At 58.7% G+C, this 17,895-nt stretch carries 8 protein-coding genes and 3 pseudogenes; 2 read left to right on the top strand and 9 right to left on the bottom strand.

Translation table 11 applies throughout. The annotated features are described in order from the left end of the window. The first annotated feature begins 1,753 nt into the window (after nucleotides 1–1,753). A complete protein-coding gene (locus C492_RS00090) occupies nucleotides 1,754–2,593 on the top strand; it encodes a formate/nitrite transporter family protein (RefSeq protein ID WP_083898714.1) in 840 nt (279 codons plus the stop codon). 355 nt (nucleotides 2,594–2,948) lie between these two features. Here the strand turns inward: C492_RS00090 and C492_RS25985 are convergent. From C492_RS25985 to C492_RS25040, 7 genes and pseudogenes are all read right to left on the bottom strand, one after another. Next, nucleotides 2,949–3,062 (bottom strand): annotated as a pseudogene (locus C492_RS25985) (IS5/IS1182 family transposase); the annotation flags it as partial. A 1-nt stretch (nucleotide 3,063) separates the two neighbouring features. After that, a pseudogene (locus tag C492_RS21910) lies at nucleotides 3,064–3,695 on the bottom strand (transposase); the annotation flags it as partial. A gap of 126 nt (nucleotides 3,696–3,821) precedes the next feature. Continuing rightward, entirely contained in the window at nucleotides 3,822–4,109 is a 288-nt protein-coding gene (locus C492_RS21905) for a PadR family transcriptional regulator (RefSeq protein ID WP_008419319.1), read from the bottom strand. 202 nt (nucleotides 4,110–4,311) lie between these two features. Further along, nucleotides 4,312–4,753: pseudogene (gene lrp / locus C492_RS00085) on the bottom strand (HTH-type transcriptional regulator Lrp). 326 nt (nucleotides 4,754–5,079) lie between these two features. After that, nucleotides 5,080–6,231, bottom strand: a complete 1,152-nt coding sequence (locus C492_RS24825; protein ID WP_239643363.1) for a hypothetical protein — start codon at nucleotides 6,229–6,231, stop codon at nucleotides 5,080–5,082. 210 nt (nucleotides 6,232–6,441) lie between these two features. Beyond that, entirely contained in the window at nucleotides 6,442–8,790 is a 2,349-nt protein-coding gene (locus C492_RS00070; RefSeq protein WP_449289491.1) for a TraM recognition domain-containing protein, read from the bottom strand. 2,532 nt (nucleotides 8,791–11,322) lie between these two features. Then, nucleotides 11,323–11,658: a hypothetical protein gene (locus C492_RS25040; RefSeq protein ID WP_239643362.1), complete on the bottom strand. Its 336-nt coding sequence runs from the start codon at nucleotides 11,656–11,658 to the stop codon at nucleotides 11,323–11,325. A 2,369-nt stretch (nucleotides 11,659–14,027) separates the two neighbouring features. Here C492_RS25040 and C492_RS25035 point away from each other — a divergent pair. Then, nucleotides 14,028–14,750: a hypothetical protein gene (locus C492_RS25035; protein ID WP_008419313.1), complete on the top strand. Its 723-nt coding sequence runs from the start codon at nucleotides 14,028–14,030 to the stop codon at nucleotides 14,748–14,750. A 464-nt stretch (nucleotides 14,751–15,214) separates the two neighbouring features. Here C492_RS25035 and C492_RS00055 read toward each other — a convergent pair whose 3' ends face one another. Beyond that, nucleotides 15,215–17,035, bottom strand: coding sequence for a hypothetical protein (locus tag C492_RS00055; RefSeq protein WP_239643361.1), 1,821 nt, complete (start codon nucleotides 17,033–17,035; stop codon nucleotides 15,215–15,217). A gap of 22 nt (nucleotides 17,036–17,057) precedes the next feature. Further along, complete coding sequence (locus C492_RS00050; protein WP_049892538.1) at nucleotides 17,058–17,588, bottom strand: hypothetical protein; 531 nt, start codon at nucleotides 17,586–17,588, stop codon at nucleotides 17,058–17,060. Nucleotides 17,589–17,895: the final 307 nt, after the last annotated feature.

Here is a 17,895-nt window from a genome sequence, read left to right as displayed (position 1 = left end):
TGGGGCACCTCGGGTGGACACCAGAGGTGACCCCGTCCTCACGGGAGTCAGTTGCTACTGAACTCTAGAGGACTTTGCGACGCGACCAATCGATTTGTGACGCAGTACCTGTTGGGCCTTTTCGGACTCCCCTAGCGCGTACAATTCGGCGCCAAGTCCACGACGTGCTCCATGGGGCTTGAGATACTCGTGTCCGTCCTCGAGTCCGATGTTTGCCTCGTCGGTGAGACGTTTCATCACTCGCCGTGCACCCTCTTTAGAAATTGATGGCGGTGCGATCTCGTGGTCATGGAATAGATCGTCGAGGACATCTGTCTTCGACGCGTTGCCTCTCTCCTCAAGCGCCTTTAACAGTCGAACTTCACCGAGTTCTGACTCGAGAACACCTTGTTTCGACTGAAAATGGCCGGTTGGGAAGACGGGCCACTCGTCAGTTGGTGGATCAATGTACTTCCGGTGGCGCTCGAGGACATCGCGAGCGGCTTTCGGTAGTGGGACCTCTTCTCGATTACGGGACTTTCAAAAACGGACAGANATGTACTTCCGGTGGCGCTCGAGGACATCGCGAGCGGCTTTCGGTAGTGGGACCTCTTCTCGATTACGGGACTTTCAAAAACGGACAGAACGTGTTTCTCGAGATCGACGTCATCCCAGGTAATGCCGTCACGTTTCTCGTCTTTCGAGTCGTCGAATAACTCCGCACCTCGAGCGCCAGTCTCAGCGAGCAGCACTACGATCGTTCGGTCTCGCGAGGCCGTCAACGGATTAGTTCGGATCGTACCATCATTCGCCATATCGACACGTTTGGTCGCATAGTTCACGATCACTTGGCGCTGTTCCGGTGTCCAGAATTGACTCGAAGAGTCGTTTGTGTCCTCAGGTAGATATTCGGTTGCCTTGTTCGTCTTCGCTGGATTCGCATTAAGGAGTTCTTCCCGAACGCAGAACGAGAGGAACGCCCGCACGTATGCGAAGTACGTGTTCGCTGTCGACGCCGCAATCTCCCCATCGATCTGGCTCTGGCGAAGAGTATACCCAAACTCCCGAAGATCGCCTGCTTCGAGCTCACGAATCTCGTCAATTCCCTCACTCTGGCAAAACGCGGCAAATCGCTCGAGTGCTGGCCGCATAGTCGCCTTCGAGCCGTCTGATTTGATCGCGCGCTCGAGATAGCGAGAGACCGCCTTGTGGACGGCAGAACCCTGCCGATCAGTCGGGGTAGACATTCGTCTGTGGGGTACAGTGTCGACCCTAGTAAGTACCCATGGTTAAATCGCATTTTAACAAAGGCCCTCGAGAAATTGGAATTCTGCCGTCTCAGGCTTCCTTGAGTTCATATAGAGTCGAATCGGTAATTTATAAACTGCATAGTGTTATAATATTTTCGGCAGCTCCGGGAGATGAGACTACAGTCGGTTTAGCAGGCCTGTTGTCGGTGAATTCGGACAAATCAGTCTAGTGGCGATCTTTCAGACACCCTCTCAGCCGGTAATTCTTGTTAGTTTTAGAAGAGGTTCGGCGCTCTTCCGAGGTAGCTTCCAGTGTCGTCACTCAAAACCCACTCGTCCACGCGGGTAGAGGGGCTCTTTACCCGATTCCAGTCTCCTTCTTCAACAGCGTAAGCGTGTTCTTTACCAATAAGATGGGTGAGGAATGAAGAGTGAAAGCAACAGACCCAACTGATTGAGTTGACTTGTTCGCGTATGGTTTCCAATCGGACAAACGAAGCAGTCTCATTGCACAACTGGAGAGACTGACCGTGGGCGATCACACGTCTGAACCGAACGAGGAGTCAACGGATAGCCTCCTCGACGTCACCGAGCAAACCCCGACGCCGGAGATCCTGCGGTCACTCGTCGAAAGTGGCGAACACGAAATCCACCGCGAAACGTCAGGGCTCGCGCTGTCGGGGTTCTCGGCCGGGCTCGACATTGGATTTGGACCGGTCCTGATGGCGGTGATGTTGACGCTTTCCCAGGGTGGGTACGGAGACCTCGGGACCGAGTTGCTACTGGCCAGCACGTACTCGGTCGGCTTTATTTTCGTCATCCTCGGCCGGTCCGAACTGTTCACCGAACACACGACTCTCGCGATCATGCCGGTGCTTGCCGGACGGGCGACGGCACGTGGGTTGGCACGAGTATGGGGCGTGGTCTATGTTAGCAACCTGATCGGTGGCGTCGTGTTCACGCTACTGGTCGTCACGCTAATGCCTAACCTCGGCGTCGCCTCGCCAGAGGCGTTCGGATCTATCGCACACAAACTTGTCGACCACGATCTTGAGTGGCTGTTCGTCGCCGGTATCTTCGCGGGCTGGTTGATGGGACTGGTAGCCTGGTTAGTGACGGCTGCACAGGATACGCTCAGTCGAATCATGTTCGTGTGGATCGTTACGGCGTCGATCGGTATCCTCCACCTTCCTCACTCTATCGCGGGAAACGTCGAAGTACTGTTCGGACTGTTCCTCTCACCGACGGTCACGCTCGCGGACTACGTCGCGTTCCTCGCCCTGTCGACAATCGGAAACGCGATCGGTGGCAGCGTCTTCGTCGGACTGTTGAAGTACAGTCATGTCGTCCGCGGCGGCGGCTGAGGTCACCCTCTTTCGTCAGTAGATCAGCTCGCCGAAATTCGCTAAACGGGCACAGATCCCAGTAATTATAGTCCCTAATCAATCGTTATATATAGTCCTCGGTAATCTCGACTAAGTTTTTGGTACCATCGGGGACTCTATACGCTGTGATCACTGTTTTGTCGGCATCTTCGCTATTTTCGGTCTTATCAACGGCATACGCTATGTATCGGCATTCTTCCGGCATGAATTCTATGGCAGAATATCCCCAGTGATGGCTATCGAAGAATCGCGAGTTGCGTACGCTCGTGGTGAGATCTCAGAAGAAGAGTTCGAGGATACAACTTACAACTGCGAGGGTGTCATAGAAGTCTTCTCACACCGTGATCACGGTACTTCCTGGATTGTCTCCACGTTCGTAGTTGGTGATTGCGACAACGAGGCGCAGACACAGCGCGAGAAACACTTGTGCTCGCGCGTGAACGCGGCCNTCCACGTTCGTAGTTGGTGATTGCGACAACGAGGCGCAGACACAGCGCGAGAAACACTTGTGCTCGCGCGTGAACGCGGCCTCGGGCGTACCCACGCCCGAGGCCGCAGTCCTTGGCTGATTCACTGGTTCGTTCGACGCCTGTGCGGCAGTTGTACGTCTCGTCTAAGATCGATTGCTTCAGCTGGAGTCCTCGCTGTGTTCCTTGATTCGGTCTTCGACCCTGTACTCGATGTCTTTCGGCTCGTCAGTGTTTCGTGCGTTGTATGGGGCGACTGGCACGACCCCTAGCAGCCAGCAGGTGGTCGTGCCAGTCAAACGTGTCGTAGGCGCTGTTACCGACCATCCACATTGGCTTGGCGACGGCGAGCGCGTCACACGTGACGCGCATCGCCGTCTCTTCTGGCGCTTGTTTGTTCTCGGTGAACTCGACTGCAATCAGGATCTTTTGGTCGGTCGAGACGATTCTGGTGGTTCGTGCTCTCGTGTTCGCCCCGTCTCCACCGGGGCGAACACGTCGAACTCTTCGAGAAACTCGAAGGAAAGATGTTCAAACAACGCTAGCGTCTCGGTCTCTGCGACATTGAAGAATGACTCTACCGAAGGATCATCTTGCAGGGTCGCTGAACTCATCCACCTCAGCGTTCACCCTGCTCTTTGGTGTGCTACTCGTTCTATGACACNCCGAAGGATCATCTTGCAGGGTCGCTGAACTCATCCACCTCAGCGTTCACCCTGCTCTTTGGTGTGCTACTCGTTCTATGACACCCTCACCTCACCAACGTATTCGTCTTCCCACTCGCGGCGGGCTTCGAGTTCACGTTGTCCACGCTGCGTGAGCGAATAGATGTTTGTCCGACGATCGAGGTGTCCTTTATCGATGAGTCCTTTGTCGACGACCGTATCCAGATTCGGATACAGACGGCCGTGATGGACCTCCTTCTCGTAATAGTCCTCGAGTTCTTCTTTGATCGCAAGTCCATGCGGTTCATCTAATCCGGCGACCACAGAGAGCAGATCGCGCTGGAACGCGGTCAAATCGTACATATCAGATCTACACCCGTTACTCGCTTAAAACCCACTCGGAGGACAGTACACCCATATAGATTCTGAGCAGAATTCAATGAAGAAGAGAAGAAAGAGAAGATTGTTCAGAACCGATCGCTTGGTGAGAGAGACGGACAGCTACAAACGTGCCATTGCCTACTTGTGATTCATTGCTCGAGGGATTGAATGATAACGAATCCGATCACTCAGTTTTGTCTTCAGTTGTGATCTCAAACTGTTCGTTTTCGGCGACGCTATTCAGAACGATACTGGTGTTCGACTGCTTGATGTCCGGATCAGTCACGAGGGCTTTGATCTGGTCGTTCATATCATCGGTGTCTGTGAACTTTCCAATCGCGATGATATCGTAGTCACCAGTGACTTCGTACACAGACATCATCTGATCATGCTCTTGGAGTGTTTCTGTGATCTCACCGAGTGCACTTCCCTCGACTTTGAGCTGCATCACTGCCGTCACGTCGTACCCGACAGCATCGTAATCGACGATCGGTGTGTATCCCTGGATNGTGATTCGAGACTGTCGTGACGGACACATCGAGCTCTTCAGCAAGACTTCGAAGGCTCGCACGTCCATCCGTGAGAAGTTCATTGACCAACTCAGCATCCAGATTCTCGTAAGTCATTAAATAACACAGCAGACGTATCCTATTAGAAATTTACGAATGTCCACGAGTCCACTCTATAGAAAGTCATCTACTCTACTCAGATTTGTACGTTGGAGAATTTACATTTATATAGCAAAGCGGATATGAAAAGCAGTCGTCCGTCTGGTTCTGGACTTCTTTGGTACGTTGCATCCTGCACGATAAGCGGATTGTTCCACCCCAGAGTTGGAGTACTCCTTATCATCACACTCGGAGACGTACTCCTCGTTGAGACAGAAGAAGGCCCAGACAAGTACCCGCTTACAGGGTTAGTGAGATAGCAACGATCTGCCAACCACTCTCAGTCACTCAGCGTGGAACTCCTGGGCTGGGCTGAACTCAGTAAGTTCCTCGATTCGGGCCTCGAGATCGTCAATCTCCTCACGCAGTTCAGCGGCCTCTGGCTCATCACTGACCGCCAATTGNAACTCAGTAAGTTCCTCGATTCGGGCCTCGAGATCGTCAATCTCCTCACGCAGTTCAGCGGCCTCTGGCTCATCACTGACCGCCAATTGGTCTTTGAGACCTTGGAGTCGCGTTTCTTTGTGCTCTTCATCAACGTCGGCTTTTCGAACATATTCCCGATCCTCGATCTCGTAGACATCGCTTCGACTCAGTTCAGTGACCTCAAGGGCTTCATCGACCTTACTGGAATCAACGCTGGTGACACGTTCGCGTGGGATCCCAGCGTCTTCGAGGGTCGCTAGGACTTCCCCTTCATCGCGCAATGATTTGTACGTTCGACTGGTCCGTTGNACACGTTCGCGTGGGATCCCAGCGTCTTCGAGGGTCGCTAGGACTTCCCCTTCATCGCGCAATGATTTGTACGTTCGACTGGTCCGTTGAACAGATCCGAATTGGGCGTGAATGGGCTGATCATGGTGAACTCGCTCGAGCAACACATCAGCAACATCTTGGCGGAGGTCATCGGCATTCCGCTGGACGTCAGATAACAGCGTATAGAGGTTCACTAGTGTGGACGTCTCCTGTCCACTGAGATCGGTTACATCGTGGCGCTCGAGTGCATCAGTAAGGAGGAGTGCGTCAGCATAGATGGCAAGGTCAGGTTCTGTTCGCTCAGTCTCTGCCTCAGTTTCTGGAGCCTGGACGAGTTGGGACGGACCCGGGTTCTCACTCTCTCGGATCAGCCCCTCGCGTTCATCGATCTCGAATCGGGGATGGAGACTCAAGACTGCCGCATAGGGTTCGGCGTCGGGGGGTAATCGTTCAAGGTCAAATGTGTCGGCTGCATCGCCAATTCGGCGTGCAAGCGTCTCAAACTGGTCACGCTGGAGTGGTCGCTTCTCCTCAGTGTCCAAGTACTCGATGACAATCCGATGCTCCTGAACATCTACGATTTGAAACTGCTTCTTCGATAAGGGCGTTACCAGTGTCGCCTCATCCCCTACCGCCTCACACTCCTCGAGCAGATTACTCCAGGTCGACTGGAACGGCATTAGTCATGGATGGGGTCCCAACACCGAAAATCCTGTCCCACATAGAGCATATCTGTTGCTTCCAATGATACAAGAAGAATTCTATAACAAATTCTGTCGGCTAAAAGCACCCACCATTAGATAGTCAAGATGACGTCAATATGGTGTCTTTAAGTAGTCAGTATAACGTCATCTCGATATCAAGACACAGTCAAATTGAACGAGGCAGATTTAGCTATTGAGATCGCGAAACGGGCTGCCATCCGGCTCATCATTGTCGTCGTCGTCTTTCTCGTTCTCGAGAGAGGCAGCTTCTTCGACCGTGTCCTCGGAATCGGGTTCTGATGTTGACGACCCTGGTACCGGCGGTTCGGGCGCCGGGTGGGCAGGTGCTGGCTCGGGATCGTGATCAACCAGCGGTTCGGGTGTCGGCTGGCGATCAGTCTTCGGTTCGGGATCAGCGCCGCCTGTGTCTGTTGAGCCGTCGAGTGTGCTACTGGTTCCGTCCGAGGGCTTGCCGAACCAGCCCATGATCGGAACGACGTCTTCGGTCTCGCTGTCGAACATAAGCAGCTCGGGATCACCCTCGAGGTCGCGATCGTCGTTCGGCACGATGGCGATCCGGAACTCCTCAGGCACAGGGACCGAGTCGTGACCGTGTTCTCGGAACATCGCTTCGGGGATCACAGGCTCGTAGATGTGCGTCCAGTCGTCGGTGAGTGGGGTCTTCGCGGCGTACCGCCGTTCCACTTCACCGCCACTCTCGACGACGTAGTTGCCATCCTCGAGGTCGTAGTGGACGGTCGAAGGCGCGTCGGCTGGCTCGCGCTCGCGGTAGTCCTCGGGACCGTCGAAACGTAGGTAGACCTCGCCGTCGGCACGATCGCGACAGACGACCGAACCACCCTCGAGCTCTACCCACTCCGTCGAGACGTCGCCAGGGACGACAGCGAGTTTATCGATCCCGGTGCCGTCACGAGCCATCTCGAGCTTTCCCCGGGTGTAGAACTTCCGCGTAGCGTCCGTCGGCGTTCGCGTCGACACGAACCGATCGCTGTCGTCGGTGCCGAAGATCGCCGCGAGTCGCTCGGCGTTGGTCGTCAATCCATCGTCACCACCGTCACCGACGACGAAGAGCAGCTGCTCGGGATCCGGTGCCTTCGCTGCGTTCTTGATCGGGCCGCCGGGCTTCGAGAGCCCCTTCGATTCGGCTTCGATATACAGCGTGTCCGCCCCCGAGAGCTCNAGGATCTCTGGGTAGTCGTCCTCCAGGCGCGTTTCGACGATCGTCTCGCGCTCCGATTCGGAGAGGTCGCCGTCCGGGATCACCGTAGGCGGGAGTTCGCCGACGGCGTCCGGGAGTTCGTCGCCGTCTTGCGTCGGAAGCTGCATATCATAGCCCAGGCACGTCCCCCACTCGTAGACCTCGCGCAGAAGGTGGCGATGCTGGCTCTTCCCACCGGAGCCACCGGAGCCCGTCTCGAGACCGATCTCGCCACGGCCCTCCGGCGTAACCGACACCAGGATTCCGTCGCTGGTACTCTCCTGGTTGATCGCGCCGACGGAGTGGAGGCGCTCGATAGTATTCGATGCCTGCGAGTACTCGAGGCCAGTGGCGTCCGTCACCACTTGCTCGGCCGTCTGGACATTGATACAGTCGCCATCGGCGCGGATCGTCTCGTCGTAGATCGCTTTGAGTGCCGTCCGCGAGGTTTCGATGTCATCGACGCTCATCGGCTCNCCATCGGCGCGGATCGTCTCGTCGTAGATCGCTTTGAGTGCCGTCCGCGAGGTTTCGATGTCATCGACGCTCATCGGCTCGTCGACATCGGCTTCCGTGTTCTCGAGACCCGCCACATCTGCCGCTCGCGACTGGTTGGTATCTGCGAAGAAGAGTCCGTCGAGGATTGCACGTCCCGACTGGCGCTCGATACCGTACTTTTCGATAGACTGCTGGATCAATTCGTACGCCTCTTCGATCGAGTGGAGNTCGAGGATTGCACGTCCCGACTGGCGCTCGATACCGTACTTTTCGATAGACTGCTGGATCAATTCGTACGCCTCTTCGATCGAGTGGAGTGGGGGGTACGGCGGCGTCAGTTTCGCCATGAACGAGTCGTCCTCGTGGTGGAGTTTCGTCTGGGCGTGGTAGTCCGGGATCTGCGTCATATCCTCCGGGTCCGCACCCCCGAATCGTTTNAACGAGTCGTCCTCGTGGTGGAGTTTCGTCTGGGCGTGGTAGTCCGGGATCTGCGTCATATCCTCCGGGTCCGCACCCCCGAATCGTTTAGCGAGGATCGCCGCCTCGTCTGGGTGGACGGGGTTCAGCGAAACCAGCGTGTTACAGTTCGAGAGGATCGCCTCCCGCGCGTCTTCGTCGTCGATCTGGCGGAGATTCTGGGTCGCCAGGAGTAGCCCCAGTTTCTTCGAGCGCGCCTTCGAGAGCATCTTCTCCGTTTTAGACGCTTCGGAGAGGACGTCGTCNTATTCGCCACCGACTGTATCGGCGCCTGCGAGCTGGCGGATCTTTCGCTCAGACGGGTTGACGCGGTCGTTCACACACGTCCAGATGCGGCGCATAACTGCCGTCGAGACCATCTGTTTCGCCTCTGGCGTGAGGTCGTTGTTACAGATAATGATCTTCCCCTCGTTCACCGCCTCGGCAATCGAGACGTTCGCGTCCCGCTGGGCGATAATCTGGCGAGTGATCGGGTTCTCTACCCAGTCTTTGAGGCGCCCGACGAGTGCGTCGAGATCCTGGTTCGAGAGCTCGTCCGCGATCTGTCTCGCATAGGGCTCGAGGAACATCATGTCGTCATCGTCGGTGTCCATCACCATNAGATCCTGGTTCGAGAGCTCGTCCGCGATCTGTCTCGCATAGGGCTCGAGGAACATCATGTCGTCATCGTCGGTGTCCATCACCATATCCGCGAACTCCGTCCGATTCTCTTCCTCGAGTAGGGCGTAGTAGAGTTCGATCGGCGTAAACTCGTAGCCGTCGCGGACCATCGTTCGGACCATCGTCTTCATTACGCGATCCATCCGGTTGCCCCAGAACTCGCCAGCTTTCAGGAGTTGCTTGAAGTCGTCGACGATCCCCTCGACCTCGCGGTCGAATCCGTCCTCGCCGTGATCGTGGTAGGTCTCGAAGAGGTTGAACCCGACCGTCTTATCGAGGAAGTCGTCACCAGGGGCGAGGTAGATAACGTCATCCCAGCGGTGCTTCGGGATCTTCCGGAGTAGGTTGTAGATATCGTCACCCTTCGGATCGATGACTGTGACGCCGTGGCCGGCGTACATCAGGGCCACCGCGTCGTTATACATCTTCGTCGTCTTCCCTGTCCCAGTAGAGCCACCGTAGAAGACGTGCCGGAACAGGCGGTCGAACTCGATCGGTACCTCGCGCCCGGAGTTCTCCGAGACGCCGAGCCATAGCGGTTGCTCAGGAACGGCCTGGGCGTTCTCGATCATCGCCCGTGGCCACGCGCCCGCGTACGTCTCAACTTCCTCTTCGACGGGGTCGTAGCGCTCAATCGCCCACTCCTTGTCATTCACCAAGACTGGCTCCGTGGGATCGTCTTCACCTTCGATTCGCGCTCCAAACTTCTCGAAGTCGTCCGATTCGTCGTCTCCAAATACACTCATGCTTTCACCATCTCGCTGTCCGCATCCGTCTCCTGTTGCTCTCGGTCCTGTTCCTCCCCCGGTGTCCAGTCGCCGTATTCCTCCGGGTCGACCCATGTCGACGGAATATCGTACCGCCACTGGTCGCCATCTCCGTCGAGTTCGAANATTCCTCCGGGTCGACCCATGTCGACGGAATATCGTACCGCCACTGGTCGCCATCTCCGTCGAGTTCGAATGAGCGAACGTCCTTCTCCCATGACACGTTGCCAGGTTCATGATAATCAGTAAATCGGGGTGCGTTTGCCGGGACGTCCCCGGCGTGCGACGTCAGCGACCACTTGACATCCTGGGTATTGATATCGTTATTCGGGATGTGCATCAGCCCGGCAGCACCACGGACGCCCATCACGAGTTTCCGATCCGCACGGGTGCGACCGTAGGCGCGCTCGAGTTCCCGAATCAGATTCTTGTCGTATAGCGGAACGACCTCGAAGCCCTGCTCGGTCTTCGACTCGTAGTAGGCGTCGAACTGCTGGGCCGTCTCCGCGACGCGCTGGATCGCCATCTGCGGGTCGTCCGAGACGCCGACGATGCGGAGGTTTAGCCGGAAGCCCTTCTCGCCACGCTGCTCCCGGACCGTGTTCGCGGCCTGTTTGTCCTTGTTCGATGGGTCGCGATCCTCGCCAACGACATCGAACTTGTTGGGAAATATCTCCTTCTTTAGTGCGTGTTTGAACCCTTCGTCCCGTCGAGGATTCTTGAGTTCGTCCGCGATATCGTCGATCGACGGTGAGAGGAGGCCGCCCTTCCACCAGTCATTCGAGACGGATTCGAAAATGGTCTGGACTGCCAGATCGGTATTAATATCGGTCTCGCGCTCGCCGACCATCTCTGCCGCAATCGACCCGTAAGGATCGTTCTCGAACCCCTCGATATCCATGTGCCGAATCGGGTAGAGGTGGCGGCCGTCCTCGCGCTTTCGGAGACGGAGATAGGCCCCGGCGACATACCGGCCCTCCTCGAGCGGGAGTAGGGTGGGCTGATCGTGCTCAGAGACGTCGATATGGGCGTCCGGATAGAACCGGTCGAGCTGGCGTTGCATCTGGTTCTGGGCCGCCTTCGTTGCCATCACCCACTGGAACCCGACGAGCCCGTTCACATACTGGAGTTCGAACGAGTGTGGCCCGGCGCTCGGGTTGTGGACGGCCGTCAGCAAGTCGATCGCGTCCTTCGGCCCGCCGCCATCCTTGCTCGGCTGGACGGAGATTGACTTCCGTTCTGGGAGTTCGCTGTAGAGGCGCTCGCCGAGTTCCGGCGTAACCTCAAGGGCGTCGTAGGCNCTCGGCTGGACGGAGATTGACTTCCGTTCTGGGAGTTCGCTGTAGAGGCGCTCGCCGAGTTCCGGCGTAACCTCAAGGGCGTCGTAGGCGTCGTCGATGCCGAGTTTCTGTTTCGTCGCGCAGGCGACACGGTGACCGAGACCCATTAGGACCACCTCCACTGGCAGGTCTCGTCGTACTGACGAAGGTACTCCTGGTAGTCCTCGCCGTGCTTACTCGGGTCGTACATCAACGCAACCGCCTCTCGAGGGTTCTGGTCGTGATCCATCCGGACCCGGCCGGGGGAACAGCCCTCGTCGTCGACTCGTAACAGAACCTCGGAGAACCCGTCTGCCAAATTGCCCTTCTGGAGGTCGTCGATCAGCTCGGCTTCGTCACTCGAGAGACCGAGGCGTTTGCCCCACTGTTCGTTCATCCCTTCGACATATTGGTAAATCTCCATACTGGACAGCTCGTGCATGATCTCCGCGTTATCGGTCATGTGGACATTGCCCTCGCCATCGGTGCCGAAGAAGTCCTTATGCGACTGCGTTCCGGCGCCGATCGAGAGATCCCAATGGCGGTGGTGGCGGNAGCAGATAGTGGAACTCGTCGGCGAAGATCATCCCCGGCTCTGGGCGGGACTTCACCTCGTTGTACAGCAAGTCCAGCAACAGGTGCATCATGAGCCCGCCGCCTTCCTCGTCGCCCTCCTTGAGCTGGAGGTCGGCGTAGACGAAGTCCGTGTCCGACAGATCGACCTCGGTCTGATGGGCCAGATGCTCGAGGTGACCACCCTCGCGGAACGGCTCGACGTGGTTATTGATCACCGTCGTCGCCTTCTGCTCGCGGTCCTCGACGCGGCTCTCGTTGCCAGGGTCTTCGACGAACTCCGACCCATCGCGGGACATGTCGCTGATGATCTCCATCACGTCGGTCATGGTCGGCGCCGCCCCGTCGTGGTCCTGCTTCTGTCGGTAGTCCGGATCGTGCGTCTTTGGGTCCTCGGTGATGCCCTTCTCACGGCCGGCCTGCTTGATCGCCTTCGTCCAGATCGCACGGTACTGCGAGAAGTCGAAGCCCTGCATCTGGTAGTACAGCGCAACGAAGTCAAGCCCGGAGTTGAGCCACTCGCGGTAGGGCGCTCCGTGGCCGACAGCGTCGAGTTTGTCCTCCGGCGTCGGCGAGATATCGAACGGGTTAATGTTCGTCGACCCGACGACAATGCGCTCGCCACCGAAGATCTCCTGAAGGTTCGCGAACTCTTGAAGCGGATCGATTACCGCCATGAACGAGTCGGGGTTATCGGTCTTGTACCGCCAAAGGTACTGACTCGCCGTGACGGTCTTCCCGGCGCCCGTCTTCCCGACAATGAACCAGTTGTACCCTGCGTCACGGTCGTAGACGTCGACCGAGAGCGGCTCGTTCGTCGCCATGTTCTCGGCGATCTCTACGCCGGAGGGGTCGTACAGATTGGTGGTCGTCCACGGGTTCATCGCCGCCAGCCCCTCCGCTCGGAGTTTGACCTTCTGGCCGATCTTATCCTGACACGCGGGCGCGACCGTCTGGTGGCCCAGGTCGTGATTGTTCCGCAGGACGGCGACCTCCGCACTCATGTCGGACATCTTCGAGCGAATCGATCGGATGGCGCGTTTGAGCGCATCCGGATCGAACGACCGGACCTCGATGTAGGTCTGGGCCTCAAACATGTCGTGCTCGCTCTGGAGGAACGAATCTAGCGCCGACTGGGTCTCGTCGGCTTCTTCCTCGTAGCGCGAGGCGAACATCTCGAAGCGCGAGTCCTTGACTCGGTTGTACCGCTTCCGGAGGGAGTCGGCGTAGTCCTCGAGTTCGCGTTCGGCCTTGTCCTGGTCGATCGTCTCGACGTGGGTGACAACGTTGGTTTGGACCTCGGCGTCGTCGAACTGGAGAATCGGCTCGAGGAAGCCCTGCGGCGGGTCCTTCGGATAGCTCGAGATGAACAGCGTCGCCGTGTAGATCTCGCCGTCGATCTTGAGGTGGTCGCCACCGTTTCCATCACCGATCCACGAACGCTCGACGACCTCNGAGATGAACAGCGTCGCCGTGTAGATCTCGCCGTCGATCTTGAGGTGGTCGCCACCGTTTCCATCACCGATCCACGAACGCTCGACGACCTCCGGCGCCAGCAGCGAGATGTACTGCTCCTCGAGTTCCGCGTCGGTGAGCGCGATATCCGCAGTGCCGGGCCCGTCCGTCGGCGAGACCGTCTCGACGTCGGCGGGCTCCGCGGTCGTTCCGCCGTCGGTGGCAGCCTCCGTCTCGGCACTCGTGGCCTCGCTCTCGCCATCCGGAGCAGCCGTCTGGTCGGCGACCGCGAGCTGGTTGTGCCGCTTCGAGAGCGTCGTCCGTGGGTCACGGTCGGCTTCGACGTCCAGGTGCGAGTACGTCAGATTGTACTCCGGGTCGGACGTTTCGCCAGTCTCGACGCCGTGAACACTGTTGGATGTGTCGGGCGTCGGGATCGGCGTCTGGCGAACCAGCGACGAGTAGCTCTCGTGTGCGTACGCGTTGGCTGCCTGGTAGTGGTCCGCCGCGACCTGCGAAAGTTCCGAGCTCGGGATCGGGTGACCNGACGAGTAGCTCTCGTGTGCGTACGCGTTGGCTGCCTGGTAGTGGTCCGCCGCGACCTGCGAAAGTTCCGAGCTCGGGATCGGGTGACCCGAAACGTCCTCGAGTCGGCGGATCGCGTCGGCGACCGTATCCAGCCGGTCCTCGAGCAGGTCGATCATCTGCGGAGTATGTTCGCCCTCTCGCTTGAGTTCGCGCACCTTCAGGTGGGAGTAGANCCGTATCCAGCCGGTCCTCGAGCAGGTCGATCATCTGCGGAGTATGTTCGCCCTCTCGCTTGAGTTCGCGCACCTTCAGGTGGGAGTAGATCCGGCCGATAACCGGCACCGAGGCCAGCCCACCCTCGACGTCATCTTCGGAGACCACGTCTTCGGGCTTCACTTCGACGATCAGATACGGGTCGACCGTGTATGTCGAGAGGTCGTACAGCGAGACCACGTCGGCACGCTCCTCGCAGAGATCCGCGAGCACCTGCTTCCCGAACTCGAGATCCTCGTAGTCGACCTCGCCTGGCGGCGCCTCGCCGTCGGCCGTGGTAACGATCTCCTCGCGGCGCTGGGCGTAGCGCTCGATCCGAGGCGTGTAGTCGACCATCCGCATGTACTCGGCGATCTGGATATTGCCTTTCACGGCGGTATCCAGCACCTTCGCGTAGAAACGCGCCTGACGCTGCCACTCATCTTCGCCCGACGTAACCATGTTCGCCGGGGAGATGCGGATCGCCCCGACGACATGACCCTCATCGGTTTCGACGGCCGGCGTTCCCGAATAGGCGCGCTTGAACTGGACGAAGTCCTGCGTTCGGGTCGGCCCGTCGCTCTTTTCGTCCGGTGTCTCGGATCGGCTCTCAAGGCCGACCGAGAACAGCGCGTTCGTCCACCGAAGGGGAACGAGAGCGAGACGAGCCGCCCGCGCACGGAGCGAGTTGTTCGTCGGGTGATCGATACCACTGTCGTCTGGGTTTCTCTCGAAGAGCATCGTTGACTGACTGCCGATCCGGCGAAAGACCGNTTGTTCGTCGGGTGATCGATACCACTGTCGTCTGGGTTTCTCTCGAAGAGCATCGTTGACTGACTGCCGATCCGGCGAAAGACCGTCTCGGTATACTGCCGGGCACCCATCCACGGCGGCTTGGCTGCGATAAAGCCGATCCCCGCGAGCAGCCACACGATCGCTGGGAGGTACATCAGTGAGCCGAGCGTACCGGGGACCATCTGGCCGCCGATGAACCAGATAACGCCTGCTGGGAAGACGGCGCCCAGCAGCTCCAGTTTGCTCACGCCGAGGACGACCTGGGCGCTACTGCCGGTATGGATNAACGCCTGCTGGGAAGACGGCGCCCAGCAGCTCCAGTTTGCTCACGCCGAGGACGACCTGGGCGCTACTGCCGGTATGGATTACTTTGTGATCGGTGCCGCTGTCGGATGGTTGCTCTGTCATAGGTTCGGTCACTTCCGGTAGCTATCGCGCTCCTGTCGGGCGCGTTCGCGCTGACTCTCGAGGTTCCGCTGGCGCTGTTTCTGTTCGGCCGCGCGCTTGCGCTGGTCAGGTGAGACGCCCGAGGACTGCGTCGTCGTTCCCGATCGTGACGGGGAACCGCCGTCGGTTCGCGTCCCGCCGTCGGTCGCGTACTTCTCCTGCGTGACGCTCGGGAAGCGCGACTCCCGATACTTCGTATGGGCTCGAGAGGCGGCCGTCCGTCCGCCACGTTTGAGGCGACCGGCCGCACTCCGAGCTGCTGCCCCGCCGTGGGTCGCCGCCGTCCGCGGCGTCGGGGTGAACCGAGAGGCGGCGGCCGTCGCGGCCCCAGCGGTCGCCCCGCGCATCGAGAGGCCTACGAGGAAGAACGACCCCGAGACGGCCAGCGGGATAGCGACCGCTAGCAGGAAGATGGCGATCGTCGACCCCAGATTGAGTATCTCGAACGCGGCGCCGTCCGGAAATAGTTGCCAGCCGACTTCGTCTGCGAACCGAAGGAGGATCGCCGTCGGGAGGTTCATCACCAGCAGGCCGTACCACTGCCAGACGAAGAACGAGCCGATCTGCTTCACGCGACGGTGGCCGCCCCAGTACGCCATCAAGAGGAACAGCGGGAGTACCGCCGGATAGACGAACAGGAGCAGGTGGCGCGCCGTATGGATCGCCACGAGCATCACGGCCGCGCTCCAGCCCCCGAAGTAGATCCCAATCGCGACCGCGACACCGCCACCGAACGTCGTCGCCTCCTGATTCAGGATCTGGTCGGTCTCCGGAAGGACGTACTGAACTGCCGCATCACTAAGCGCGTGCATGAGTGCGGCGTACTCCCACGAAACGACGATAATCAGAATGACGAAGACACCCGAGGCGAGCATCGAGCCGACCTGCTGGCGGGTGATGAGCGCCGTTATGGGCGCCGCGAGCATCAGCAGCGCCAGCAGGAACATGATCGAGACCGCCATCGGCATAATCAGCCCCATGAAGATCTCTTTGTGGATCGTCACGTAGTTCTGGGATGCAACGGCGTCGTAGACCGTCGCCTCCTGATTAGCCGGCGTCTCCTCGCCTGTCTCGAGTGCTTCGGGCGTCCCAAAGATACCGAAGGCGCCGTCGTTATTGATCGTCGGCGTGCCGAGCGCCTCGTTAAAGACCTGGTCGACGAGCAGGTTCATCCCTGAGGCGAACAGCTGGGCCAGACGCTCCCAGACCGTCTTGGCAGCTTCGGCCGGGTCACTTGCCGTCTCGACGACGTCCTGGGCGCCCCCGAGTGGCGATCGGGCAGAGCCGTTCTGTTCCTCCTGAGCAGTGACCAGCGCCTCGTACTCGTCCTGCGTGATGGAGCCGTTATCGAGATCTTCCTGCGTGACGCCGTCGACTTCGTCCACGACAGAGGGCTGGAAGCTCATATCGCCGCTGCCGGTTCCGTCTCCAGCACTTGTGTTCGCGTCCGCGCTCGCGTCAGATCCGGAGTCGGAGTCAGCATCACTCGACGGGAGATCGACCAGCCCGGTACTCGAGCCCGGATCGCCAGAACTCGACCCCGAACCATCCCCGCCGGAGTCAGAGTCGCCGCCACTACCAGAGTCGTCGCTTGAGCCCGAGTCGGAACCGGAGTCGGGCTGCCAGACTGGTTCGTTGCCGCTGGCGTTATCGTCGGGTTCGAACTGCGGTTGGGATTGGAGGGCCGCGCCGTCAGCAGGACCGGGGCCCGTGGCGGCAGCTCCCAGGCCCGGCGTGAGTGTGCCGAGCACCACGAGCACCACTGCGAGGATGGTTCGTCGGGAGTTCATTGATAGTAGATGAAGAAGGGGGTTAGACGAACGGCGAGCAGCCCTCACCGATGCCGGGGCCGCCAGCGTAACCGAGCGCGATATCGATGAACTGGACGAAGAACAGGAACGCCAGCACACCGACAATCGGGCCGATCATCATCAGCGACCCCATCGCCGTCGCACCTGTGAACAGCGGAACCGCTCGGAGGACGATCCCCAGCAGGAAGACCGCGAACAGCGCGCCGATGATGACCTGCCATGCCATCATCTGGACGTCGAAAATCAGCAGGCCGAACCCTTCGTTACAGATGTTCGTCCCGCTACCGCCACCCTCCTGAGCTAGTACCGACTGACTGAACAGCAGCGTCGTAATCGCCGCGAGGACCAGCCCTCGCGCGGGTGTGACGAATCGCTCGAGGGTACCGGACCAGCCGTCGTTCTGTGCTTGCGTACTATCCATCTCGTCGCTCCGCAGCCGCTTGAGATCCTCACGAACTGTGTCGGCCTCGCGGAGGACCGCCAGCAGCGCCGTCTGAAGCATCGTTCGATCGGTCGATGAATCGTCGGTCATTGTTTGGTTAGGTTGCGCCCCGTACCACATTTTCATGTGTCTGAANGCCGTCTGAAGCATCGTTCGATCGGTCGATGAATCGTCGGTCATTGTTTGGTTAGGTTGCGCCCCGTACCACATTTTCATGTGTCTGAACCCAATTTTTCCGGGGCTTATAGGCATATATCTATTTGGACAATCATAAACCCACCGGGAAATATCAATAGAGGGTGGAAAATGACTATATGGGATTGTCAATCAACCTAAGGCAATTATGCGACCACAACGATATCAAGCTGGGTTGAAAGGCAGTCTCCCGCCGGCTACG

This window comes from Natronococcus jeotgali DSM 18795 (assembly GCF_000337695.1).
In the GTDB taxonomy this organism is placed as follows: Archaea; Halobacteriota; Halobacteria; order Halobacteriales; family Natrialbaceae; genus Natronococcus; species Natronococcus jeotgali.
The sequence above is the reverse complement of the archived record's forward strand: the minus strand, read 5'-3'. Positions and strand labels throughout refer to the sequence as shown.

What these genes read in the sequence shown, in the direction of transcription:
- C492_RS21905 (WP_008419319.1), bottom strand. Translation starts at nt 4,109, where the DNA reads ATGTACGATTTGACCGCGTTCCAGCGCGATCTGCTCTCTGTGGTCGCC.
- C492_RS25040 (WP_239643362.1), bottom strand. Translation starts at nt 11,658, where the DNA reads ATGACCGATAACGCGGAGATCATGCACGAGCTGTCCAGTATGGAGATT.
- C492_RS25035 (WP_008419313.1), top strand. Translation starts at nt 14,028, where the DNA reads ATGTTCGCCCTCTCGCTTGAGTTCGCGCACCTTCAGGTGGGAGTAGAT.
- C492_RS00055 (WP_239643361.1), bottom strand. Translation starts at nt 17,035, where the DNA reads ATGAACTCCCGACGAACCATCCTCGCAGTGGTGCTCGTGGTGCTCGGC.
- C492_RS00050 (WP_049892538.1), bottom strand. Translation starts at nt 17,588, where the DNA reads ATGACCGACGATTCATCGACCGATCGAACGATGCTTCAGACGGCGCTG.